General features: G+C 32.8%; 22 protein-coding genes. 2 read left to right on the top strand and 20 right to left on the bottom strand.

Going from position 1 to position 26,383, the window contains the following annotated elements; translation table 11 throughout:
- Positions 1-112: 112 nt before the first annotated feature.
- The 16 genes from BG262_RS02270 to mreC form a co-directional block, all read right to left on the bottom strand.
- Positions 113-5,200: a Cna B-type domain-containing protein gene (locus tag BG262_RS02270; RefSeq protein ID WP_070787277.1), complete on the bottom strand. Its 5,088-nt coding sequence runs from the start codon at positions 5,198-5,200 to the stop codon at positions 113-115.
- Between the two features lie 364 nt (positions 5,201-5,564).
- Positions 5,565-6,752, bottom strand: coding sequence for a beta-glucanase (bglS, locus tag BG262_RS02265; RefSeq protein ID WP_070787276.1), 1,188 nt, complete (start codon positions 6,750-6,752; stop codon positions 5,565-5,567).
- Between the two features lie 112 nt (positions 6,753-6,864).
- Positions 6,865-7,956 carry a DUF871 domain-containing protein gene (locus tag BG262_RS02260; protein WP_070787275.1) on the bottom strand — a complete coding sequence of 364 codons (1,092 nt, stop codon included), beginning with the start codon at positions 7,954-7,956 and terminating at the stop codon, positions 6,865-6,867.
- A gap of 201 nt (positions 7,957-8,157) precedes the next feature.
- On the bottom strand, positions 8,158-8,469 hold the full coding sequence (locus tag BG262_RS02255; RefSeq protein WP_070787274.1) for a hypothetical protein: 312 nt from the start codon (positions 8,467-8,469) through the stop codon (positions 8,158-8,160).
- Between the two features lie 19 nt (positions 8,470-8,488).
- Entirely contained in the window at positions 8,489-9,055 is a 567-nt protein-coding gene (locus tag BG262_RS02250; protein WP_070787273.1) for a TetR/AcrR family transcriptional regulator, read from the bottom strand.
- Positions 9,056-9,131: 76 nt separating this feature from the next.
- Positions 9,132-10,022: an MBL fold metallo-hydrolase gene (locus BG262_RS02245; protein WP_070787272.1), complete on the bottom strand. Its 891-nt coding sequence runs from the start codon at positions 10,020-10,022 to the stop codon at positions 9,132-9,134.
- Positions 10,023-10,101: 79 nt separating this feature from the next.
- Positions 10,102-11,772, bottom strand: a complete 1,671-nt coding sequence (locus BG262_RS02240; RefSeq protein WP_070787271.1) for a formate--tetrahydrofolate ligase — start codon at positions 11,770-11,772, stop codon at positions 10,102-10,104.
- A 107-nt stretch (positions 11,773-11,879) separates the two neighbouring features.
- Positions 11,880-12,794 carry a magnesium transporter CorA family protein gene (locus tag BG262_RS02235; RefSeq protein WP_070787270.1) on the bottom strand — a complete coding sequence of 305 codons (915 nt, stop codon included), beginning with the start codon at positions 12,792-12,794 and terminating at the stop codon, positions 11,880-11,882.
- A gap of 81 nt (positions 12,795-12,875) precedes the next feature.
- A complete protein-coding gene (locus tag BG262_RS02230) occupies positions 12,876-13,385 on the bottom strand; it encodes a hypothetical protein (protein WP_070787269.1) in 510 nt (169 codons plus the stop codon).
- Positions 13,386-13,457: 72 nt separating this feature from the next.
- Positions 13,458-14,168: a purine-nucleoside phosphorylase gene (deoD, locus tag BG262_RS02225; protein ID WP_070787268.1), complete on the bottom strand. Its 711-nt coding sequence runs from the start codon at positions 14,166-14,168 to the stop codon at positions 13,458-13,460.
- A 26-nt stretch (positions 14,169-14,194) separates the two neighbouring features.
- Complete coding sequence (locus tag BG262_RS02220) at positions 14,195-15,001, bottom strand: purine-nucleoside phosphorylase (protein WP_070787280.1); 807 nt, start codon at positions 14,999-15,001, stop codon at positions 14,195-14,197.
- Between the two features lie 24 nt (positions 15,002-15,025).
- On the bottom strand, positions 15,026-16,237 hold the full coding sequence (locus BG262_RS02215) for a phosphopentomutase (RefSeq protein WP_070787267.1): 1,212 nt from the start codon (positions 16,235-16,237) through the stop codon (positions 15,026-15,028).
- 141 nt (positions 16,238-16,378) lie between these two features.
- Positions 16,379-18,214 (bottom strand): potassium transporter KimA, encoded by a 1,836-nt coding sequence (locus BG262_RS02210; RefSeq protein ID WP_070787279.1) that lies wholly within the window; start codon positions 18,212-18,214, stop codon positions 16,379-16,381.
- A 274-nt stretch (positions 18,215-18,488) separates the two neighbouring features.
- A complete protein-coding gene (locus BG262_RS02205) occupies positions 18,489-19,925 on the bottom strand; it encodes a CHAP domain-containing protein (RefSeq protein WP_070787266.1) in 1,437 nt (478 codons plus the stop codon).
- A 267-nt stretch (positions 19,926-20,192) separates the two neighbouring features.
- On the bottom strand, positions 20,193-20,708 hold the full coding sequence (gene mreD, locus BG262_RS02200) for a rod shape-determining protein MreD (protein WP_070787265.1): 516 nt from the start codon (positions 20,706-20,708) through the stop codon (positions 20,193-20,195).
- The gene (gene mreC / locus BG262_RS02195) at positions 20,701-21,582 is read right to left on the bottom strand and encodes a rod shape-determining protein MreC (protein ID WP_070787264.1); all 882 of its coding nucleotides are present in this window, start codon (positions 21,580-21,582) and stop codon (positions 20,701-20,703) included. Before mreC ends, mreD begins: the two co-directional genes overlap by 8 nt.
- Positions 21,583-21,701: 119 nt before the next feature.
- Between mreC and BG262_RS02190 the strand changes: the two genes are divergently transcribed.
- Positions 21,702-22,148, top strand: a complete 447-nt coding sequence (locus BG262_RS02190; RefSeq protein ID WP_070787263.1) for an NUDIX hydrolase — start codon at positions 21,702-21,704, stop codon at positions 22,146-22,148.
- A gap of 120 nt (positions 22,149-22,268) precedes the next feature.
- On the opposite strand, the gene BG262_RS02185 is transcribed toward BG262_RS02190, so the two are convergent.
- The 4 genes from BG262_RS02185 to BG262_RS02170 all read right to left on the bottom strand — a co-directional run bounded on the left by BG262_RS02185 (position 22,269) and on the right by BG262_RS02170 (position 25,523).
- The gene (locus BG262_RS02185) at positions 22,269-23,021 is read right to left on the bottom strand and encodes a formate/nitrite transporter family protein (RefSeq protein ID WP_070787262.1); all 753 of its coding nucleotides are present in this window, start codon (positions 23,019-23,021) and stop codon (positions 22,269-22,271) included.
- A gap of 164 nt (positions 23,022-23,185) precedes the next feature.
- Positions 23,186-23,860 carry a ribose-5-phosphate isomerase RpiA gene (gene rpiA, locus BG262_RS02180; protein ID WP_070787261.1) on the bottom strand — a complete coding sequence of 225 codons (675 nt, stop codon included), beginning with the start codon at positions 23,858-23,860 and terminating at the stop codon, positions 23,186-23,188.
- Between the two features lie 418 nt (positions 23,861-24,278).
- A complete protein-coding gene (locus tag BG262_RS02175; protein WP_070787260.1) occupies positions 24,279-24,755 on the bottom strand; it encodes a threonine/serine exporter family protein in 477 nt (158 codons plus the stop codon).
- 9 nt (positions 24,756-24,764) lie between these two features.
- On the bottom strand, positions 24,765-25,523 hold the full coding sequence (locus BG262_RS02170; RefSeq protein WP_070787259.1) for a threonine/serine exporter family protein: 759 nt from the start codon (positions 25,521-25,523) through the stop codon (positions 24,765-24,767).
- Positions 25,524-25,813: 290 nt separating this feature from the next.
- On the opposite strand from BG262_RS02170, the gene BG262_RS02165 reads away from it, so the two are divergent.
- Positions 25,814-26,341, top strand: coding sequence for a hypothetical protein (locus BG262_RS02165; RefSeq protein WP_070787258.1), 528 nt, complete (start codon positions 25,814-25,816; stop codon positions 26,339-26,341).
- Positions 26,342-26,383: the final 42 nt, after the last annotated feature.

Raw genomic sequence — 26,383 nt, 5'->3', positions numbered from 1 at the left:
CGCTTGAAGTTGTTGGCTCGCTACTTGTTGTAGTTGAACTTGATTCCTCACTTGAAGTACTTGGTTTACTACTTGTGGTAGTTGAACTTGATTCCTCACTTGTAGTACTTGATTAACTACTTGTGGTAGTTGAACTTGATTCTTCACTTGAAGTACTTGGTTCGCTACTTGTGGTAGTTGAACTTGATTCCTCACTTGAAGTACTTGGTTTACTACTTGTGGTAGTTGAACTTGACTCTTCACTTGAAGTACTTGGTTCGCTACTTGTGGTAGTTGAACTTGACTCTTCATTTGTGGTACTTGATGAACTACTTGTTGTAGTTGAACTCGATGACTCGCTTGAAGTTGTTGGCTCGCTACTTGTGGTAGTTGAACTTGATTCCTCACTAGCACTACTTGGTTCAATACTTGTAGTAGTGGTAGGAGTTATAGGAGGAGTTGGATTGTGAGAGTTTGTTATTACCCAAACACCGTCACTAACTTCTTTTGCTGATGAAGTATATCCTTCTTTTACAGAAACTTCTTCAACTTCATATTTTATTTTAATTCCATTGTCATTTTCTGGCAAATCATTCCATTCAGTGGATTTACTTAATGTAACAGGTTTACCGACAGTTACTTTTTCACCATCAGCACCGATCTTATAAAGTTGAAATTGAACATTCTCTGGACGAATACCATCTTTATCATCTTCATCTTTCCAGACCTTCTCTGCTGTAACTCTTACAGTCGCTGTTTTATGTGTATTAGTAATAGTAGCGCCACTTATTTTACTCTCGTAGCCTTTTGGAACTATTTCCTCAAAACTATAATTGATTGCAGAACCACCACTATTCTTATCTAAGTTATCAAAACTTATTGACCAATTTCCAGCAACATCTGGAGTAATTGTTTTAATTATGCCGGTATCTTTCTCATCAGCCAAAAGTTTAACTTGAATTGATAGTGGACGAACATGATCCTGGTTATCACCGTCATCCCAGATTTTATTAACTGTAATTGAAGTTTTTTCAGGAATATGTGAATTAGTAACAATTATATTTGTTTTATCAGAATCATCAACTTCTTTTGTATATCCACTAGGAATATTTACCTCATCAACAGAGTATTTAACTTCGTTTCCATCTTTAAATTTAGGTAAATTTTCAAATTCATAAGTCCAAGTATCTGATTTACTATCACTCTCGGGCGCAGATAATTTCTGAGTAATTTGTTTTCCATCTTTATCAAGAGCTGGTTGACCATTGGCTAATAGATTGACAGTGATATTTTCTGGACGTTTACCATCTTTATTTGATTCATCATTCCATATTTTAGTTACTTTTAATGAGGTTAGTTTCTCTGTGTTAGTTATATTGTTTCCATTAACAGATGAAGAATATCCTTGAACATCATCTTCTGAGATACTATAATTTATATTTTCGCCAACAGGGAGATTTTCAAACTTATATTTCCAATCATCTTTTGCAGATACTTCTGTGGTAGCCACAACCTCATTACCATTTTTCACATTAACCTTTATAGTATTTGGACGATTGTTATTAATATTATTATTATCTATCCAAATCTTCTGCCCAGAAATTGTAATCGTATTTAAAGTATTTGTAAATCCAATTATTTTATCTCCATCTTTTATCGGTTCAGATACGTATCCATCAACTGGAACCTCTTTTATCGTATAAGAATATTGATAATTTTCTTTATCATAAGCAGGTAATTCAGAATCAATAAACTTCCATTTATTCGAATTTTCTTTATCAACATCTTTTGATGAAAGGGTCTCAGTTTTAAACAATTTCCCATTTTGATATATTTCAACTTGAATACTATCAGGTCTAGTTTTTAATTTATCGTTTGAATCATTCCAAACTTTCTCAATTGATATATTTGTAAGATTATCATCAATGTAAGTAGTTGTCTTATTAGATTCAAGCATAGTTCCATTTTGAACAATACCAAATGAATTTACTGCTTTTTGACCTACTTTCGCATCATTCTGAACATCTGTTTCATAATTTACTTGTAATTTCTCATTAGCACCTAAATTTATTCCAACAATTTTAAATGTTGTTACTTCACTATAGTCATTTACTGTTTCTGTCCAATTATTTTCATTATCTAAGAAGGCTTGTAAATCTTTTTGATTATTTGGAATTGGGTTTGTAGTATATAAAACTTTCGCATTTTTATTATTCGTTACTGGACCCTTTAACTCCATTCTATATTCAGAACCTCTAGATTTTAATACTCCATCTCCCGTATAATCAGTATCACCTATAAAAGGCAATGTATCAAATACGACTAAATCTTTTTGCTGTGCAGTTGTTGTATTAACAATTTGAAATTGATAAACCGAACCTTTTTCTTTACTTGTATACGAGGGTACAGGATCTAAAGTAAAACCTGTATCATATTCACCCTTTGTCTTCTTTTGACCAGCAATTAACTTTGGTATTAAATAATCTAATTTTTGTTTTTGATAGCTTATTTTATCAGTGGTAATACCATTATTATTTATATCATATTTATCATTTTGAGCAGAACTTATAGTATAGTTTGCCTTATCATCCAAATTTTTAGCTGAGAAAAACTGTTCAACATATGACACTTTTGGTGTAAAGATAGTTGGTTTTAATATATTTTCATTATTTATTTGAACAATAGTTGCATCATCTTTATTAAGCTTAATTTTATCAGCAGTATAAACAAATGCGGGTCTACCTGTACCTTTATAATTTAAATCTAGCTGAATGTCAGGATTAGTTACTATTGAATCGTTTGTAAAACCTTTGTTATCTAATTCTTTTGTCTTTTCATAATATGCATATATTTCATCCATTGATAAGTTTTCCGGTAATAGGACTGCATAATGAATATCACTATATTCTCCTCCTCTTACTCCATAAATTTTTGCCTGTGCATTTAATGGGCTATTTTTATTAAATTCAATGGTGCTATCTGAATACTTAATAACATTTTGTGAAGTATCTTTTCTTGAGATTGGATAACTATCTCTATCATTTCTAGTTATCTCACTTTTCCCAGTTTCTTTTGCATCTAACTGTGCCGAGTTATAAGCTAAGTCTATTTTTTCTTCCGTTATAAGAGGGTTTTCAGTATCTCGAGCTTTTGTCCTAACAGATAGTACAATGTAAGATCCAGCTGTTGTTCCTGCAAATCCGTCAGTAGCTTCAATCCAAATACTTTCAAGTTTAAGGCCTTGCTCCCTTCCAATATCATAGGTACTACTAGTTAAATTTTTTTTCAAAAGTACAACTGTTCCGTCAACGTTCTTCCCATAAACGTCAAAATTTCCTGTACCAGCCTTAGTTGTCAAACTAAGACCTGAGTAATAGAATCTATCGTCTAAATTAAAATCAGTGAGTTTGAATTTCTCCCAATTAGGAATATCAATACTAGAAGCAGTTATATTCCACCTCATTTCACTAGTTTCACGCGAAGACTCAGTATCATAATATTTTGTAGAATTTGCCTTTTTAGTAACTGAATACTTTCCTGAACCTGATGAACTGGCATCCAAAACCTGAGTTTTAATATCTTTAATACTTTCAGCAGTTAAATTTTTATTATCATCATAAGGATTATACGTCACACCTTTATCTGATGAGACAGTAAATTTTGTTCCTGGCTGATTTATGCTTATATCACTAGTATTAGATTTAACTACACCTTCCTTTGTGTTAGGAAACTCAACATATAAGGTATTTTTATTTACATAGTTTGTAGACGTACTTGAATATCTTGCATTGAAATCCACACTATTTTCATTTAAAAATCCAATTTTATCTTTTTTATTGCCAACATAGGTTGCAACTCTTGTTGTTTCATTGTATTCCCAATTAGGATTTAAATCTGCTCTAAAAACTGCCCCTTCTGGCAAAGTATCTTGTATTTTATAATCATTAAATACTGCTCCAGTGGATTTGCTATCATAATTTGTCGAATTAAAATATGGATAAAAATCATACATAACTACATTTGTAGTATTTTCATCTGTCGTTTTATTACCAGGCTGTGATTCGGTTCCAATAACATTTCCCGTTACTGTTGATCCAAAATCATATATTCTAGTACCGTCAGATTTTAATGCATTTACTCCTTTTCTTAATTTTAATTCTGGGGTAGTATAGGTAACTTGTTTTGATTTAGTTTCACCAACTACTTCATTAGTCAAAGGATTGATCACTTCTATTTTAAAATCCTTGGTATACTCTTGTGGCATAACTTTACCACTTTCCAATCCTGGCAGAGTTAGTGAATAAGGAATTTCAACTGAATCCACCTGACTGCTAACAGGTCTTAAATAATCAACATAGTAGTACATTCTGCCGTCAATTATCTTACTTCCTAATGTTTTACTAATCGAGCCTGGAATATCTGGAAACTTTGATACATCATTTGGTACTAGGTTACCTTCTGAAAAATCAGAAGACATATAATATCTAACTATTGCTGTTCCAGTAGTATTCCCACTAATACCTATTTTGAAGTTCAAACTTCCAGTTTGCCAATATTCAAGAGTATCAGGAGTATTAACGAAATCTAATGATTCAACTTTAATATTGCCATCAACAGCAGCTACAATTGCTGCTTTTTCACCATCACTATCATCTTTTACAGCTGATGCATCAGGTTTCTTCTCTTCACTCTTTTTAGGTGTTTCATCCACCGATGTTGAAGGAGTTGTATCTTCATCTTTTGAAGATTCACTTGCTGGAACTGATTCTTCTGTTTTCTCAGTAACTGCAAGTGCTTTTTGGATTAAAAGTGTTTTTGTACTTTCATTATCCTTGCTTGCTAATTTAAGTTGTAAGTCTGAATCTCCAGAGGTTTTTAACTTCACCTTTGAAGTATTACTTCCAACTTTTACCCATGAAAGATCATAGGTTGTTTGGTCAATTGGGGTGATTGTTAGGCCTGTATCAACTGTTGAGAGTTCGACTGGTTGGTTGCTCATTAGTCTCAAAGTGTCGCCATTGGTCACTCCAGCATAGAAGTCCACTACTCCATTTTTATCGGTAGTTACTTCCTTAGCCTCTTCCTTGTTCTCATCCAAGAGAACCACGTCATTCTTATTACTCTGATCTACTGTTAAGGCTACAACTTCTCCAATAGAAGCAAAAGGTAGCATTAAAAGTAACATCAAGAGAGTAATAGGTTTTTGGATTTTGTTAATCATCATCTTTCCCCTTGATATTTGTTATAGCAAGCAATCATCTCATGTATACAGTTCACCCACTATAAATAGCATTATATCATATAACAATACAAAAAAACGCATTCTTTTTTATAGAATACGTATTATATTTTAAAAAATATTTTATATTATGCTTTTCAAGCTTGAATATGCTCATATTTATAAAGAAGTGTCACTCTACTAAGAATTTTAATATCGTTATTAAAGTTTAATAACTAAAACTAGTACAGCTTAGTTAAAGTAAAATATTAAACCATTATAAATTTGTTATGCAATCAACAGTGGAAACTATTACCCACTTCTAATTTATTTATTCTAGATTTTTGAAAAACATTTTTCAAGGCTTTTAATTACTTAAACCTGCATCCAATATTTCTACTCTACAATCTGCATCATAACGAAGATCTAATTGGTTTGGATTTGAATTAATCATAAGTATTATTTGACTTATTTTCCCAACATAATCCACTGGTAATTCAAACTCTTTCATTCCTTTTTCATAGTCAGAATAACTTACTTGTCCTATTTCTTGTTCATTCCCATAAATATCTTTAACTTTTACTGTTAATGCTAAAATATTTCCTTCAATAAAGTTTAATTTCATACGATATTTTTTAGGATTTGTTACTTGATTACTTAACTTTCCAGTTAGATAAGCCCATTGATCTTTACGATTATGTCGATAAACTGTTGTTGCTGAATTATCTTTTTCTAAAAGATATTGATCCCAAGCGGCATCTGTCTCCCAATTAATATATCCACTTGTTTGTTGAGAAGTAGAGGCTGATTTTTTAAAACTCATATAGTCATATTGTGCTGTTATTGGGGTTTTACCATCAAAAGGTTTTAACCAATCATCAACACCCGTTCCAGGCCATACGTTTAGCATAATCTTACCAGCATGTGTTGGGATATCTTTTGTTGCTGTATAAACTGGATTACCATCTACATACCAAGTAATGTGGTCTTTTTGCCAATCAAAACCATATGTATGAGAGGTATTTGATGCATCAAAACCTAAATCATATACGTACTCATGGTCTCCTTCACCATTTGTAAAATAATTAAATTGAACTTTAGAGGTATCACGACCAAGAAATTCTATATCGATTTCATCCCACGGTGTACCGTCAGTTGGCCCTGTATAGGTAAAGAATGAGCTTACAACTCCATCATTTTTGATAGGTTTCATCTTAACCTCATACATTCCATATTGGAAATATTGTTGCGTACGAACTTCCGCTCCTGAATATCTAGTTAAACTTCCTGAAACATCGTTATTAATAAATAAGTTCATGCTCCCATTAGTAAATCTTACATTACTATTTCTCCATGTACAGTTAAACATACTTCCATTAGACCAACCATCTGCTATCTCCATTGTATCTGGATCATAATAATCAAATCTTTGAGAAAAGCTTTCACCTTCAAAAATATTTGTTGCTTCTACTCTGACTATGTTGACTTTCCCAGTGATAACGACAGTAATTACAAGCAATATGCATTTGACAATTTTTGATTTTGATTTTTCCATATATATTCTCCTTTTACTCCACAATACTATTTTAATTGAAAACCACTTATTATAAGTACAAAAAATACGTACTCAAAGTGCTAGAATACGTATCTTTGCCTAAAAATATAACTTATTTTACCTCTTCAAATTGGAAGTCTCCCCAAGGTTTGAGGTAATCTAGGAGGAATAGTTCATCATCAGAAATGCGACCAACAACATTAATACTTCCAGAGTTAGACATCTCTTGTAAAGCTATCTGAGTTTCACCCTTGTATTGTCCAAAATTCACATTACCAATTAGGATGTCTCCACGCTTGATATCATTTGTATCATGAGCTGGGAACTCTCTATCTTTATACCAAACACGAGTCATTGTGCTTCGTAGAATATAGTCACTTTTATCTCCACGATATGAGTGTTGACTTTCAAATAGACAAACTTTTTCATTATCTGTAATGTTTTCCCCAGTTACAACCTTAAGAGTTGGTTTAGTTGAGAAGAAAGCTTCAGACATTGCTTTTAATTCTGCTTCACTTGCATAAGCATTACCAATTGAAATATCATCAATACCACCTAATAGTTTCATATGTTTAACTTGAGTTGCAAGTTCTAAATCACGATGGATTTCAAGGCTAGCAAGTCCATCATTATGTGGCCATGGTCCAAATGTTGCATCATGAGAGTTAACGAAGGCCATAGTATTTAAATTATATTTGTTGAATTTCTTAGTACAGTATATAAAGTGGTCAAGTCCTAATCCTGAATAACGCATTGGATAGAAATTATGACTACCAAGTAAGTTGTCAGTATTTGGAGAAAATGACATGATATTATCAACATAGTTAGTACCTGTACTCATGTTGATTTCAATCTTGATACCATATGGATTACGAGTCATCTTAGCTTCCTCAGCACCTGTAAATCCAAGGTCAAGGCGAACACCATACGCTCCCATTTCATCAAAGAATGAAAGATCATCATAAGAAACTCCCAGTTGTTCAAAAAGAGCTGGATTAATATCAACCATAACTTCCATACCTAAACTATTTGCATAATCAATAGGTTTTCTGAAGTTAGCAAGTACACTATCTTTATCTCCTTCAATTTCAAGAAGAGATGTAAATACTCTTTTGAATCCGTACTTATGTGCTAAATCTAAATATGCTTTATCAGCTTCAAAGTTTGAACGTTCTGGATATATTGAAATACCTAATTTTCCCATTTTAAGACCTCTTTTTTTATTTAATTAATAAGTAAACTTCGACTTTTTGTAAGCCTTTACAGTCATTATATCAAAATAGATTGGTCTATGCCAATTTATTTTGATATTTTTTAAAATACAGTAAAAAAGAACATTAAAAAACATGACGTTTTAATAAACCTCATGTTCATAAAATAATTTAAATTACTTTCTTTTAGATACTTAAAATTTTCTCTTAATATATTTAACCAATAAAAGAATGATAGAAAGTAATAAAAATATAAAAGCTATTTTCATTAATATCGGAGTATCTGTCATAGAAAATATAAACAAAACAGCTAAAATAAATAATAATATTAGCAAGATAGCAAGCAAATAAAATGGTAATTCCAAAAGATACAAAGCTATAATAATAAATATTAAAGCACCTATCATTAAAGAAAGCCAGTTTTGTTCAAAAGGTTTCCCGACTTGAGTTGCAAAAATACCAGTTAATAAACCTATAACTAGTAATATATAAGCTGTAATTTTCATTTATTTGATAGCCTCTCTATTATTTCAAAATTAAACTCAGTAACGCAGTAAACATATTTTTTAACAATTTTTGATAATTGGATGTTTGTATTTCATTTTGATGTAGATCTAAAATTGAAATGGCACTAAACATTTCTATTGCTTCTTCTTTTCCTACATTTTCATTTAACAATCGTTTCTCATCCCAGTAATCAACTAATTCCTTAAAACTCTTAAATACAACCGATTCTTTAAAAATTAAATCAGATTCAGATTGTAACTTTTGCCTTAAGTATTTTGAAGTTGACCACTCATTTAATAATTTGTTTTTACTAGTTTCTTCAAAAATCTTTGAAATAATTGAAGAAATCAATTCTATTGGAGTCTCATCAAAATTTATGGTTGATAATATTTTTTCTTTTACTTTCTCATTTTCTTTTTTATAAGAGTCAAAGTATATTTCTTCTTTAGAGGAATAATACTTGTAAAATGACCCAGTTGCGATATCAGCATCTTTGCAAATTTGCTGTATGTTTGTTTGTTTATACTCATTAACCTTAAATTTCTCAATTGCACTATTCAGTATTTTTTCTTTTATGTTTTCCATGAATGAATAATATAATTATTCATTCATTTTGTCAAGAAAAAAGAGAGGAAAATTAAAATCCCCCTACACAAATCTTCTATTCTTTATCAATTGGATGAAATTCAAAATTTTCTCCTTTTTTGATTAAATTACCAATTGAAGGAACTGAAAAATGAGTCCCAGCAACAATATATTTTTCATTAGAGAACTTATCTGCAAATTCTCTCCTTGTCTTTACCCCTACTTCAGCATTATTATCAGCTTTCATAGACCAGTGTAAATTAGCAAATTGGCAAGGATGATGGATACAATCTCCAGTTATTATAAAATCTTCTGCTCCGGTTTCAAATATAATACTGTTGTGTCCTGGTGTATGACCTGGTGTTGAAATAACTTTTATACCATCTCCTAAATCAGCATTTTCATCTAAAAAATTTACAAGACCAGCATCTAAAATAGGAAGTACTGAGTCTTTCACTGCCTCCTCTTGGCCTTCGCCAATAGATCCTATCCCTTCCTCGCTAGTCCAAAATTCATACTCCTTATGTCCAAAATGATATTTTGCATTCGGAAAAGTAGGAAGCCAGCCTTCTGATGTCTTCATTGTATTCCAGCCAACATGATCTAAATGTAAATGAGTACATAAGACGTCAGTAACTTTATACCTATCAATACTATTTTCTTCAAGAGTACTTAAAAAATCTAGGTGTAATTCATTCCAATGTGGGAAGTCGATTCGTTTTTTATCATTTCCAATACAGGTATCTACTACTATTAGTCTATCATTTTTTTCAATGATAAATGCTTGGGATACACCATTTAAAGTTCCATCTTCATTGATATAAGGATAGTCCAACCATTTAATTTTTTTTATTTCTTCTGGCGTTGCTTGACTAATGAAATGTTGAATTGTTTCTCCAATCTCAAGTTCGATAATTTGGGTTATATTTATATCTCCAATTTTTGTTTTTACCACATCTAAAGTCATTTTAATCTCCTTTATCTTTTTTATTATATTAATTATAACAAAAAAAAGAAGAGATAAAACTCTTCTTGATGTAAGTCTATTAGAACAAACCAGAGATATTACCCTTTGAGTCCACATCCATATTCATTGCGGCTGGAACTTTGGGAAGCCCTGGCATTGTCATGATTGCTCCTGTCAAAGCTACAATAAATCCTGCTCCTAATTTTGGAATCAATTCACGGATTGTAATATCAAATCCAGTCGGTGCACCAATTAATGTTGGGTCATCACTCAATGAGTTTTGAGTTTTGGCCATACATACTGGAAGTTTATCCCAACCATTCTTTTCAAATTCTTTAATTTGATTAAGTGCTTTTTTATCAAAGTTAACTGAATCAGCACCATAAATATTTTTGGCGATAACTTCAATTTTTTCCTTAATTGGCAAATCTAAATCATATAAATATGTGAAATCTGATTCTTTTGAAGCTGCTTCTACTACTTTGTTTGCAAGTTCGATTCCACCTGCTCCACCATCAGCCCAGACACTTGTAAGTGCCACTGGGATATTGATTTCATTTAGTAGCTCAGTTAAGGCATCAATCTCAGCTTGCGTATCAGTTATGAATTCATTAATTGCAACTACAACTGGTAGTCCATAAGAAGACATATTATCGATATGCTTTTTAAGATTTTCAAAACCTTTAACAAGTGCTTCAACATTTTCACTAGTCAGCTCTGATTTTGGAACTCCTCCATGCATCTTAAGGGCACGGATAGTTGCCACAATTACCACTACATCAGGATGCTTAGGTAATTCGCGGCTTGTAATATCAAGGAATTTTTCTCCTCCAAGGTCTGCACCGAATCCTGCTTCTGTTACTACATAGTCAGCAGATTTTAAGGCAAGTTTAGTGGCTAAAACTGAGTTACATCCATGAGCGATATTTGCAAAAGGTCCACCGTGAATTAAGGCTGGATTTTTTTCAATCGTTTGAACTAAGTTTGGTTTGATGGCATCTTTTAGAAGGACAGTGATTGCCCCCTCAATTTGTAAGTCACCAACTGTTACCGGCTTTCTATCATAGGTATAGGCAACAACGATTCGAGATAAACGTTCCTTAAGATCATCAATAGAAACTGCAAGACAGAAAACTGCCATTATTTCACTAGCAACTGTGATGTCAAAACCATCTTCACGAGGTACACCATTGATTGGTCCCCCTAAGCCGTCTGTAATATGGCGGAGTTGACGGTCATTGAGATCAACCACGCGCTTCCAAATAATGCGACGTGGATCAATATTAAGGGCATTACCTTGATGAATATGATTATCAAGAAGGGCAGCAATAGCATTATTTGCAGTTGTAATTGCATGAATATCACCAGTGAAGTGAAGATTGATATCTTCCATTGGTAATACTTGGGCAAATCCCCCGCCTGCTGCTCCACCCTTTACTCCCATTACAGGGCCAAGTGAAGGTTCGCGCAAAGCTATCATAGTATTATAGCCCTCTTTATTTAAAGCATCACCTAAACCAATGGTAACGGTAGATTTACCTTCACCAGCTGGAGTTGGATTAATAGCTGTGACAAGGATTAACTTCCCATCTTCCTTATCTGCAAGTCTATCAAATGCATCTAAAGAAATTTTAGCCTTATATTTTCCATACTGCTCAATTTCATCATCCAAGAATCCTGCTTTTTCAGCAATATCAACAATCGGCGTGAGCGTTTGCTCTTGAGCAATCTCTATATCTGTTTTTACCATTAAAATCTCCTTAAGCTTTTTTCCTATTTTAGCAAAAAAATAAGTTTTTAGCCTCTTTTTTGAACTAAAAAGACTTAAATAATTCACAAACGTTCGTTAATTACGAACTATTTCTCCATAACCTTGTTTAATATCCATGATAAGGCAAACCAAATTGCTACACTAATTGCAATTGTTATTATCCAACCCATAGGATTATTCTCGAGAGGGAGAGGCATATTCATACCAAAAAAACCTGTAATGATAGTAGGAATGGTTAATAGAATTGAAAGTACTGTCAGTATCTTCATAGTATCATTTAGATTATTATTCAGTACATTATTATAAGTTGCAGAAAGTTGACTTAAAATTTCTGAGGTAATATTAGTCATTTCAACTAATTGCTTAGCTTCGATTGAAGCATCCTCAAGTTGCTCTCTTTCAACATCATCCAGTGCTCTAAAGATAGAATGTGCTTTTAGTTGCTCAAGTAATACTGCGTTTTGTTTTGAAGCTGAAAGCATATAGACAATACCTGTTTCAAGGTCAGAAAGTGCAAAAAGATTTTGTTTAGTTGTTTTATCTCTTATTCTATCATTTAATAATTTTCGTTCAGTGTCCATCTCTTCAATTAATGGAAAAAATGCATCTGAAACCATAAACAGTGATGCAAATAGAAACTTAAAAGCACTTACTTCTTCATGATCAAATATATAATCATTCATCCGTTCAGCAATATAATTATTTTTCCTATTTGTTAAAGTAACTAGGCTATTGTTTTTGGCAAGAAAAGCCATTGGCACTGTTTCGTAGTGATTATCAGTTTTATTTATATTAGCGACATTATAAATCAAAACAAGGGTATTACTTTTATCATTATATTCAATATGCGCTCTTTCATTTTTATCTAGTGAATACATAAGTATCTCATCATCGATGTCATACTCTTTGTATAATTTTGACATTGCTGCTGCATCTAAATCATCAGTTTGAATATTTATCCAGCTCGCTTTTCCATCATTAAACAATGTTTTTTTAATCATTTAACTATCTCCTTTGAACTTCTCTTAATCATTATACATATTTTTTGGATATTTTGTTTATTGAACAATAAAAAAACAGCTTTATAGCTGGTTTTTCTTATATCTACTGTAAAACTCATTAAAAATTTCAAATACTTCTTCATTTTCCATTGAATGAAAAATTCCATTTTCATTATATTGTCCAACTAAAGTTTGCTTTCTAAAATGAGGTAAGTCTACAACCCGAATCTTAACTCTTCCGTCCCTATCAGGAGGTAGAATAAGTTGAATTCCATCACCATACATCTCAAGTCCTTGAACAGATGACCAAGGAATTGGTTTTTTAATAAATGAAATAAAACTAGAAGATTCATAAACAGTTGTTTTTGTTACACGAGCAATGACCTCTCCACCATTGAATAAAGCCATTAATTTACGTACAATATTTGGAACAAAGATAACTATACAGAATAATGCGAATGCACCCCAAACTATCTTCCCAGTTCCTTCCGTGTTAAAGAAAGCTACTATTGGAATAATAGGTAGTACAACAGCTAAAATTATATCAAAAGTTGTACTTATTTTTTTCTTATATAAAATAAATTCTTTCATTTCAATCTTTCTCTTATATCAAAAAGTAAAAAGTAGGAAGTTAAATAAATAGCTCCCTACCAAACTTACCATCTATTCTGCAATTAGAGTTTCAAGTCCAACAGTCATCATATTAGTGAATGTAGTTTCTCTTTCTTCTGCAGTAGTGTCTGGTTCATCATTAACAAGACTATCAGAAATTGTCATGATTCCTAAAGTCTGTACACCAAATTTTGCGCCAAGATAATAAAGTGCGGCTGCTTCCATCTCAACTGCCTTAACTCCCATAGTACCAAGTTTAACGTTCTTTTCATAAAAATCACTGTAGAAAATATCAGTTGATAGAACAGATCCAACATGAGTAGTGATATCCAAGTCTTTTGCAATATGGTATGCCTTATCTAAAAGGTCGAAGTCAGCGATTTGTGGGAAATCATATTCAGGCCAATCATTTCTTACAAAACTAGACATTGTTGCAGCTGCTTGTGCTAAAACCATTTCACGAACGTGGACATCTTTAGCAAGAGCACCAGCTGTACCAACACGAATCAACTTCTTAACATCATATTCAGTAATAAGTTCATGTGCATAAATTGAGATACTTGGGATACCCATTCCAGTACCCATAACACTTACTCTGTGTCCTTTATATGTACCTGTGTAACCAAGCATTCCACGGACATTATTAAATAATTTAGCATCTTCTAAATAATTCTCAGCAATAAATTTTGCACGAAGGGGATCTCCTGGTAAAAGAATTTTATCAGCGATTTCACCTTTTTTTGCTTCAATATGTGTTGACATTTTTTTCCTCTTTAATAAATTATTTTTTATAATGCAGCAAGAATTGACTTAACAAGTTCTTGGAAGTCAGCTTTGATGCGTGTTGTTACTTCTACTACTTCAGCATGATTAAGTTCAGCTTGTTGCCCTGCTGCGTGATTAGTGATAGCAGAGATACCAAGAACCTTCATGCCAGAATGGTTGGCAACAATTACTTCTGGAACTGTAGACATACCTACAGCATCAGCACCGATTGTTTTTGCAAAACGGATTTCAGCTGGTGTTTCGTATGTAGGACCAGAGAACCCCATATAAACACCTTCTTCAGTTTTGATTCCATTATCAGCAGCTACTTTTTGAGCAATCTCACGATAGTTCTTGTTGTAAGCTTCAGACATATCAGGGAATCGTGGACCGAATTCATCCAAATTTTCTCCAATTAATGGATTATCAAAAGTATAGTTAATGTGGTCATTGATTAACATAAGAGTACCAGGGCCAAAATTAATTCCACCTGCTGCATTCGTTACGATTAAACTATCTGCACCAAAAGATTTCATTACACGAACTGGCAAAGTTACAGTTTGCATAGAATGACCTTCATAATAGTGGAAGCGTCCTTGCATAGCTATTACTTTCTTACCAGCTAAGTCACCATAAACTAATTTACCAGCATGACCAGCAACTTTTGATGACGGGAAGTTAGGGATATCAGCATAGTCAGCAACAACTGGGTTTTCAATTTCATTGGCTAAGTCACCAAGACCAGAACCAAGAATTAGCCCAAAGTCTGCCTGACCAAACCCAACTGATTTTAAATATTCAACTGTTTCTTTAATTTGATTTGATACGATATTCGTCACTTTCTCTTACCTTTCTTAAACTAATTCCTTAAGGAAACTCTTACCATTTTCAGTTTGTGGAACACCAAAGTTGTCAGCAACTGTAGCAGAAATATCAGCATAGTGTCCTACTGGAAGAACTCCACCATGTTTAAATGATTTACTATAAGCAAGTAAAGGTACATACTCACGAGTATGGTCAGTACCTACATATGATGGATCATTACCATGGTCGGCAGTGATAAGCAATAAATCATCTTCTTCCATAGCATCCATTATTTCAGGTAAACGAGCATCGAATTCATTGATAGCATTTCCGTAACCTTCGATATCGCGACGGTGACCAAAGAGAGCATCAAAATCTACAAGGTTAGTAAATGAGAAACCTTCCTTAAATTCTGGATCCTTAATTGTTTCCAAAAGTCTATCCACACCAGCCATATTATGAGCAGTATGTCCCATATCATGATTGATACCAGCCCCGTTGAAGATATCGTTAATCTTACCAACTGAATAAGTACCAACTTCATTCTTATCAAGAATATCAAGCACAGTTTCCCCAAAAGGACTAAGCGCATAGTCGTGACGACCAGCAGTACGTGTGAAGTTACCTGGAGTTCCTACATAAGGACGAGCAATAATACGTCCAATCATGTATGGATCGTCAAGAGTAATTGAGCGTACATATTCACAAATCTTATAAAGTTCATCCAAAGGAATGACATCTTCATGGGCTGCAATCTGAAGAACTGGGTCAGCACTTGTATAAATGATTAATTCACCAGTTTCCATTTGACGAGGTCCAAAATCTTCAATTACTTGAGTTCCTGAATATGGTAAATTTGCTTCGCGAATTACTTTTCTTCCAGAAAATTCTTCAATTTTTTCAAGTAAATCTTCAGGATATCCTTCTGGGAATACTCTAAACGGTGTTTGAATATTTAAGCCCATAATTTCCCAGTGACCTGTCATTGTATCTTTACCACGAGAGATTTCTTCTAATTTAGTGGCATAACCAATCGGATTTTCAACTTTTTCTACACCTTTAAGTGGTGTAGGACGTTCAATATTTCCAAGTCCAATTTTTTCCATATTTGGAACTTTAAGATCATAGTTATCTGCAATATGACCTAATGTATCACTTTCAGTATCATTTTTATCAACGTTAAAGAATTGATCTGAATCTGGTGCAGCACCGATTCCAACAGAGTCCATAACAACTAAATGAATACGATTAAATTTCATAATATTTTACCTCACTATTTATTTCATTCTCTTATATTTTACCACATTTGCACCTTAATTAATAATTGCTTGACGCAAGTTTGTTAATATTTTTCTATACAAAAAAATCGAAGTTCTAGACTTCGATTAAATTTCAAGAATTAGTTATTTTTTCAAGTTATAGCTGTATGTAGAAACGATGACGTTATCTTTAAAACCGAGATAATAACGAATACGAATACTCATTTGGTTGTGTAGGATATTTTGCCAACGTTTATTGGGAACGAATTGAGGAACGATGACTGTGACAGTCTTACCTTTCTTCTGTGCAGCTTTACTAACAAGATCAACGAATCTAACAACTGGTCTTACAACGTCCCGATAGCTTGATTCAACGATTGAAAAACGAATGTCAGGAAAGTACTCTTTAAACTCAGCTTCAACTTTAGCATTTTTATGCTTAGTTTCTTTTGTTGAAACATGCATTGCAACTACTTCATCTCCAATGCTCTCAGCATAAGAAATTGCTCCAACAGCAACTCTTGTAACGTTTCCTACTAAAACTATGACTGTATTACCAGTATATTCAGTAGCATGAACATCCTCAGTAAGTCTTAATTGCTCAGCAACTTGTACATAATGTTTCTTTATACGATAAAACATATAAATAAGTGCTGGCAAAATTAAGAAGAATGGCCAAACATCCTTAAATCTTAAAGCTATTAAAATCAAAACGATGGCATACGAGATAAAAGCTCCAATGATATTTGATATTGAATGTTTCAAAAAATTCTTACCATATTCTTTATGCCACTTAACTACCATTCCAGTTTGCGATAGAGCAAAAGGAACAAATACACCGATTGAATACAATGGTATCAATCTTTCAGTATTACCGTCAAAAACAAATAGAAGAACAATTGCGCCTAAAGCTAAACTAATAATACCATTTGAATACCCAAGACGGTCACCTTTTTCCATATACATGTGTGGCATATATTTATTCTTTGCTAAATTAAATGCCAGCATAGGGAAAGCTGAGAATCCTGTATTTGCAGCTACTGCTAAAATCATAGCTGTGGCAATTTGGAAAATATAATATAGTGCTCCCCCACCAGGGAAAGAAAATACATTGTGTGCTACTTGAGATAAGACTGTTGAACCAGCTTTTGGGATAATTCCTAACCAATAATTAAGAAAAGTAATTCCAGAGAAGAATACCCCCAAAATCAGAGCCATGATTGCCAGTGTTGCTGCCGCATTTTTAGCTTTTGGCTTTTTAAAGAACGGTACGGCATTACTAATCGCTTCAACACCTGTAAGAGAAGCAGAACCACTTGAGAATGCTTTAAGTAACAGAACCATAGAAACTCCTGGTACAAATGTTCCGATACTAGCCGTAGCATTAAAAGGAAGACTACCAGTCGCAATTCTAAATAGACCAACACCTATAAGAATAACAGTTGCAGTAATAAAAGTATAAACTGGCACTAGTAAAAATCCTGCTGATTCTCTAAGCCCTCTTAAATTCATGACCATTAGAAGTAGGACAAGTACCATGGATATTTCTAAATTATATGAATGTAGAAAAGGAATTGTTGCTGTAATTGCATCAGCACCAGCAGATACCGATACGGCTACTGTTAACATGTAGTCTACCAATAAGCTTCCACCAGCAATAAGACCTGCATTATCTCCTAAATTCTCTGATGAAACCACATATGCCCCACCTCCCTGGGGATATGCTTTAATAATCTGTCTATAAGATAAGGTTAAACTTGCTAATAGAATCAATACCAATATGGCGATTGGAATACTGTACCAAATTGCAGCTGTAGACAAAGTGAGTAAAACTAATACTATTTGCTCTGTACCATATGCAATTGATGAAAGGGCATCACTTGATAACATTGCCAAAGCTTGCAGTTTTGTAAGTAAGTGGCTATCATCATCTGTCGATTTTAGTGGCTGACCAACCAAAATTTTCTTTATATTTTTCATTATTTCCAAAAACTCTCCTGTGTTATTGATACCGCTATAATATACTCCTTTTATTAGCAAAATACTAGTATAAATTCATTACATTTTCAGTAAATTTCTAGAAAAAATACAAACATTATTGTTTATAACTTACCTATTAATATAGATAAAGAAAAATCCTATTATAAACAAACATATGTCGTAAATTGTATGGTGAAAATTTGATTATAATATTAAAAAAGCAACACGCATTTGCGTGTTGCTTTACTTATTAATCTAAATTAATTTATTTCTATTAAACGTGGATGAATCCAATAACTGATGAACGTGGAATATTTCTTGTAGTACGTGCACCAGTAGCCATACCGTCACCATTTGTTTCACTAATTGTAACAGTATCTCCACTAACTCCAATAACTACAGATACGTGTCCATATCCAGCATCCCAAGCAGGGTTACTAGTTACTGCAATTGTACTATTAGGAACTGGATTACCATCAACTAAATGACCGCGTGCTGCTGCACTACCAGTCCAGTTGATTGCATTACCCCAATAATTACCTACACGAGTACCAAAGAATTCTTTAACTCCCCAAGTACATTGTCCATAAGGATAAGTATTCGCTGCTTCATAAGAACCAAAGCTTGGTGCTGGTGTCGGAGTAGATGGTGTAGCTGGTTTTTCAGTTACAGTTGGTGTTGGAGCAGGTGTATTATTACCAGTATTATCAGTTACAGTTGGTGTATTAACAACTTCTTCTGCTTTCTTAGCTGCTGCAGCTTCTGCTTCTTTTTGAGCTTGTACTGCTGCTGCATCTGCTTCTTTTTGAGCTTGTGCTGCTGCTTCTTGAGCTGCTTGTTTAGCTGATGCATCTGCCGCGTCAGCTGCTGCTTGTGCTGCTTTATCAGCTTCTGCTTGTTTAGCTGCCGCTGCTGCTTGAGCCGCTTGTTCCGCTGCTGCTTGTTTAGCTGCTTTTTCTTCAGCTGCTTTAGCAATCGCTGCTTGTTTAGCCGCTTCTTCAAGACGAGCTTTCTCTGCTGCCGCTGCCGCTGCTGCCGCTCTTTCAGCTTCTGCTTTTTCTGCAACTAATTTATTTTTATCATCTTCTGCAGTAGCACGTTCAGCTGCTAAGTTGATTTGTGCAACTTTCAGTTGTGCAGTTTGAGTATCTAGAGCTTTCGCAGTATTTTCTAATTCAGCTTTATTTTCTTGAGCTTTTTTAGCTTTCGCAGTATTTTCAGCTAATTTTTCTTCAACTGCTTCTTTGTCAGCTTTTTGTTGTTTCATCATATCATCATTTGCATTCATAACTTGACGCATAGAAGTAATACGTGTTACTGCATCACCTAATGATTTAGAGCTTACAAGTGCTGAAATATAGTTAGTTGCACCACTATCAGTTTGAGCGCTACGTGCTTGCTCTTGTAAAGCTGTTTCACGTTCTGCAATATCTTTTTGTAGTTGTGCAATTTCTTTGTTTAATTTTTGAGATTGAGCTAATAAAGCATCATTTTCTTTTTGAAGAGCATCTCTTTTTTCATTAATTGCAGCAATTTTGTTTTCAATTGATGTAATTTCAGAAGAAGCTGCTGCCTCTTGAGATTTAATGTTTTCTATTTTTGAATTTTTATCATTAATTTTCGAGTCAATATCGTCCGCAGATACTTGAGCTTGTGCTGCTCCTAAAGTAATTGTACTTGCTAATACGATTGATAAGATTGTTTTTTTCATATGTTGATGGATATCCTCCCTTTATTAACCTACCAGTAAAGTATACAAAATTTAGTAAACAATTTCTATTACGGAATGGTTACATAAAGTTTCATTTTGTAATTTAAGTTACTTACTTTTATAAATCTTATATTTAAGTTACCAATTATCCACAGAAATAAAGGTTTTATCCACAGGTAAATATTTCATGAAATATTTTAACTTTTTTTTTATCCTATGAAGAAAAATCCCAGTTAAAATCATTTACAAATTAAAAAGAGAGAATCTCTATGATTTTCTCTCAATAAATATTTTCTCTAATGGAATTTGCAGCAATAGCCATAATACAATATTTAAGGCTAAGGTTGGTGCTAGAGTCTTACTGATAAATGGGACAAACTCAATACTACCAAGTCCCATTATTTGAACAATTGTAACTTTCATTACTTCAAATATAGTAATTATGATTACCAAAGTGTAAAAACGCGTCACCCTACTTGTATGAACAATTGTCCGAATATGATAAATGAAAAGAGCAATAAGCGGATAAATCAATGCTGCTATTCCAATTATACCTGTAAAATAACTATCATATATAAATCCTAATATCAAACTAATTAAAACATTATATAAATAACTATTTCTTAGGACAACATACATTAGGAAGATTAAAAAAATATTCGAGGTTGCATAAACTGTTCCTTTTGATAAAACAAAGAGGAAATTAGAAAATTGCCCATCAAATAAAATAGTTACAAAAAGTAGAAAGAATTCAATTATAGGAAACCATTTTATTTTACTCATTCGCAGTTTCCTCTTCTTTATGTTCGCCATCAATTCTATCAACAACTGTTACTGTTCTCAAATCGTAGAAATTACCTGATGCGGCTACATAAATTTCTTGTGTCATACTTCCTGAGCCATTTTTCTTATCAATTACTTTTCCTACTGGAAGATCTTGTGGCGAATCACCACCTAGTCCACTTGTAACTACTAAATCATCTTTTTTAATTTCGTTTTTACTTGTTATTTGGGTAATGACAAAAGCATCTTTATCAGAGTCATATGACGAAAGCAAACCGTAAGAAGGATTATCAGTGGTCCCAATTCGAACTGGAATTTTATCTTCTAGTCCATGTTGCCCAACTAGGAGTGAAATTTTTGAAGATTTCTTATTCACTTGACTAACGCGACCAATAATGCCTTTACCTGCCATAACAATCATGTTAGATTTGATTCCTTCATCACTACCAGCATCTATGATAACAATATCTTCCCAAGAAGAAGGATTACGGCTAATTACATTTGCGGTAATTTTTTTATAGCCTACCAAAGTATTTTCAAGATCTAGCGCTTCTCTCAAAGACTTATTTTCAGCTTGAAGCCCCTCATTATTTGTCGCTCTTTCACTTAGTTCATATATTTCTTTTTTCAAACTCTTGTTTTCATCATAAGTATTTAATAAAGTTTGAATTTGGGTATATTTATCCCTGAGAAATTTCCCAGGACTTGATAATAATTTATCTGCTCCCCCCGTTGTATCATTGACAACTTGTGTCATCTTACTTGGGCTTTCGCCATTTTTAAATCCTTTAGCTGATATAATTATTGAACCCATGGCAAGAATAATTATTAATAGCGATATTATTATTAGTTTACTTACATTTAATTTTTTCATTCTCATCCACTCTTTCAAATCTGTGCATTTATTTTATCAAAAATAAGGGTATTTGTCAGAAATTTTTGGTAAAATAGTTACTATAAAATATCAAAGTATAAATATTACAGGAGAAAATTATGAATCCAACTTATGGTCAAAAGTTATCTGACAAGAAATATCAAACACGTCTTGGAGTTTATGCTGTAGTAACAAAAAATAATGACCAAGAAATTTGTCTTGTTCAAGCACCTAATGGAGCATTCTTTTTACCTGGTGGTGAAATTGAAGAAGGTGAAGATCATAAAGAAGCTCTCTTGCGCGAATTACACGAGGAGCTAGGTGCGAAAGCTGATTTAGGTGATTTTTTAGGTCAAGCAGATGAATATTTTTACTCAAGTCATCGAGATACCTATTACTATAATCCAGCTTACATATACGATATTTCAAACTTTGAAATAATTAGTGCTCCTTTGGAAGACTTCAATAATATTTTCTGGTTTCCAGTTGATGAAGCTATAAAAAGATTAAAACGGGGAAGCCATAAATGGGGAATTGAAGAGTGGCTTAGGCGCAAAGAAAAATGATAAAATAATACAATCCTTTGAAGAAGATGAACCCATTTATCTTCTTTTTTTATTTTACTTGATTGTAAAAACAAAAAAACTCTTTCTACTATTATATATAATAGTAGAAAGAGTTACTTATTAATGTTTCTTATATGCAATACTGAATAGAAGTGATACTAAACCTACACCACCAACTACATTTCCAAGGAATACTGGAATAAAGTTTCCAACAAATTGCCCCCATGTAGCAGCGCCTTCAAAGATTGCAAAAGGAATTACAAATGAGTTTGCAATACTATGCTGGAATCCTAAAACAACAAAAATTGTAATGATAAACCAAATAGCTAGTATCTTTCCTGCTGCGTCTTTTGCACCATAGGCAACCCAAGCAGCCATACCAACAAGCCAGTTACATCCAATACCAGATAGAAAAGCTGTCAGAAATGCAACATCAATCTTATGATGAGCAACATTTATTGCAAAATCAAGATAAGGCTTACCAGTCAATACTTGCGCTCCAATTCCAAGAACACCTGCAACAAAAATTGCTCCTACAATATTCATTGAAGTTACAGTCAACCAGTTTAGAAGGACATCTTTCAATGTCACTCTTTTACGTAAATAACCAAGGCCAACTACCATCATATTACTAGTTGCAAGTTCTGCTCCTCCAAGCATTATTGCCACAAGACCAGTTGGGAAAAGTGCTGCTCCTACAAGCACACCTGCTCCTCCAGGGATAGCTGCCGCAACTCTCAAATAAGTCATATAGCCCATTGATACCATTGCACCACCAATAAAAGCTAAAATTAATTTTGAGAGAAGGGGTTTTTTAACCTTTGCAACGGATAAATCCGAGGTATACTCTAAAATTTCTTCAGGGGACTTCATAAATAAAAAAACCTTTCAATTTGTTATATCTTATTAAAGATACCATATAATATATATTTTTGTAAATGCTTCCATGTACTATTAGTGTTCTTAAAAAGAAAAATAAACTTTTAAAATTACACAAGAAAATGGAAATTCAACTTGAATATACATTAATCTAAATATTATTTTTCGAGAATTTCGACACCAGTCTCACGCGCAACAATTACTTTTGAAATCATATCATTAAACAATCCGTGCTCTACAACTCCAACAGTATTATCAAGTTCATCAGCTAAAGCGTATGAGTCCTCAATCTTTTCAAGATGAAGGTCAATAATATAATGCCCCATATCAGTAACTAAGTAATCATCAGCACCACTAAGACGCATCTGTGGATTGTAACCTTTATCCTCAAATTTTGCCAATAAACGACGTGCACCATAAGGTACAACCTCAACAGGAAGTGGGAATTTCCCCAACGTTTCTACAGTCTTGCTTCCATCCACAATCCAAATACAATCGTTAGAATATGTGGCAACAATTTTCTCCATTAGTAAGGCTGCCCCACCACCTTTGATACCATTAAATTTAGGATCAACTTCATCAGCACCATCAACAGTCAAATCTACATATTCGACTTCATCAATTGATTTAAGAGGAATATTCAAACTTTGAGCTAAATCAAAAGTAACATTTGAAGTTGTAACTCCAACAATATTTAAACCTTCTTCAGCGACACGACGACCAATCTCTTCTACAAAATACTTTGCTGTACTGCCAGTTCCCAGCCCAACAATCATTCCATCATTAACGAATTTTGCAGCTTCAATACCTACTTGTTTTTTTAAATTTTCCATATTTTTATTTTAGCATAATTAAAAAAGTTGGGATGTTTTTTTTTATAATTATTATTGTTTTTGAATTGATTATGATATAATTTTTTAAAAAAACAGTCAGAATATTCAGTACATAAATAGAAAGTAGACAGATCATGATTAAACAATAAAAATTAGCTTTATACATCATAAGCATTAGCTCTTTTATTTGGTTTTTAGTTGGTCTAATTAATAATCTTTACCACCTTATTTATGATCAAGAATATGAAGTTATATACGAACATTTAATTATTTTCATTATCATGGGAATAGTCCCAACAATTTTATTTGCAGTACTTTCCTTCGGCTCCCTCTACTTTGCTATTAAAGTTTATAAAGAATACAAATAAGGTACTAGATATTTTCTAGTACCTTTATTATGCACAAAATATTTTTCATATTATCTCTTAAATCTTTTTGTGACAGTAGTTTTCACATCATCTGTTAATCTTATATATTGCTCTGTGACAAATTGTGAAAGTATATAACCAAGAGCAATTGCGCCAGCATACATAGTAACAACAAACAACTTATCAATGGCATTAATAGTCTGACCTGATATTTGATACATTAAAGCCTGATAAGCTGTCGCGCCAGGTACTAATGGAATCAATGCAGGAATTGTAAAAATGACAGAAGAAACATTTTTCTTTCTCGACAAGATTAAACCCATTATTCCTACAACTAAACCTCCCGTGAAATTTGCCAATATACCATTAGCAAAAATCTGTTTAACAAACCAATAAGAAGTCCAGCCAATAAGTCCCGTGATGGCAGTCAAATTAAGCATTTTTCGCGGAACATTAAGAACAAATGCCGCAGCAAATGTTCCTACATAAGAAAAAACTATTTGAACAATTATCATTTCTAAATTCATAATATCTCCCTAAAATGTAACATACTGCAGGACAAGCGCTAAAGCCGAAACAATAGCAAATATTGTCAAAGTAGCTTCAAAACCACGTTCTATGCCTGAAACCAGATTACCCTCAATCAAATCACGAATTGAGTTTGTTATGGCAACTCCTGGAACTAGAGGCATAACTGCTCCAATTATCACATAATTGATATTATCAGCAAATCCCATTCGAACACCAAATAATGCGGCCGCTCCAAGAGCTAATGATCCCAAAAATTCTCGGATAAAAGGAATTTTTGTATATTTTAAAAGATAGGTAGCAAGTGCGTAGCCAATAGCTCCAACTACTCCAGTCCACAGCATGTCATTAAAAGCCAAGGATTGAGTGAAAATAACCATTAAAAAGGCACTTTCCACAGCTGCGGCTGCAACTTTAGTAAAAAACGAAAAATCAATGATATTTTTCTCAAGATATTTAAGCCTAGCATACAGTTCTTCCAAGGATAATTCATCATTTATATATTGTTTGACTAAAATGTCAACCTGATATATTTTTTCTAGATTAATACCTCGTCCTTCGACTTGTTCAAACATCATTGTTGATGAATCTTGAACACCAACCATGATAGCAGTTAAACTGGTAAAGACTTGACTATCTTTATCTGATGCCTTATTTACAATTTCTTTTATTGTCTTATTGATTCGCTCCATCTCAGAACCTCCTTCAATAAGAATCCTCCCAGCAATCAAACCTGTGTTGACTGCAAGTGTATCTTTTTTATTCATAGCATTCCTCCAAACACATAAAATAAATATAGCATATTAAGTGTAACTTTAGTCATTAATTTTTTTTATAACTAAGCAATCAATAAGAATAGTATTCTATACTATAGAATATAAACTATAATCACATACTAATGTAGCTCTGGCATTCTAAATTATATTCACTAGCTACTAGTATCATGCTTTCATATACAATTATGCTTGCAACTTATAGTGTACTTTATTTTATTGACATCGATTATATTTTTTTATATAGTTGTGCATATCAAATATATAAACTAAGGAATTATACTATGGACGAAGACATTAAAAACGAACAGATAAGCTTACTATCATTACACTGCCAAATAATAACTTTTCTAGGATGTGTATCAGCCACCTTAATTTCAGTTTTAAATGGATATTTCCTCAATATTGCTTATCCACTTCTCATTGCCTTATTTACGTTAGTACCAGTAATCTTAAATGTAAATTTTTCAAAAAAATACGGAGTGGATTTAATTTATAAGGGAATAGCATTGAATATTTTTTGGAAAATCTTGCTTTTCGCCGTTTTACTAATCTTTATTATTTATACAAACCAATATTTTTATATAAATAATAACTCAAGTATAGATCTCAAATATTTATCATCACAAGTATCAGAAAATGGTATTCTTTGGGTTTTATTTGATAATCTACTTAAAATATTTCGCTGCTTTCTTATATATTTTATCACTATCATTGAAGCTGTTGCTTTGTATGGTGTAACATTAATGATGGTAATCCCAATAAGAGCCCAAAAAATATTAGAAAAAAAAGAGACTACGATCAATGAATGAAGATAAAAATGAATTAAATAAAAAAATACTTTTAAAACTGAT

It is taken from the genome of Floricoccus penangensis, from assembly GCF_001832885.1.
Taxonomy (GTDB): Bacteria; Bacillota; Bacilli; order Lactobacillales; family Streptococcaceae; genus Floricoccus; species Floricoccus penangensis.
This window is presented reverse-complemented; position numbering and strand designations above follow the sequence as displayed.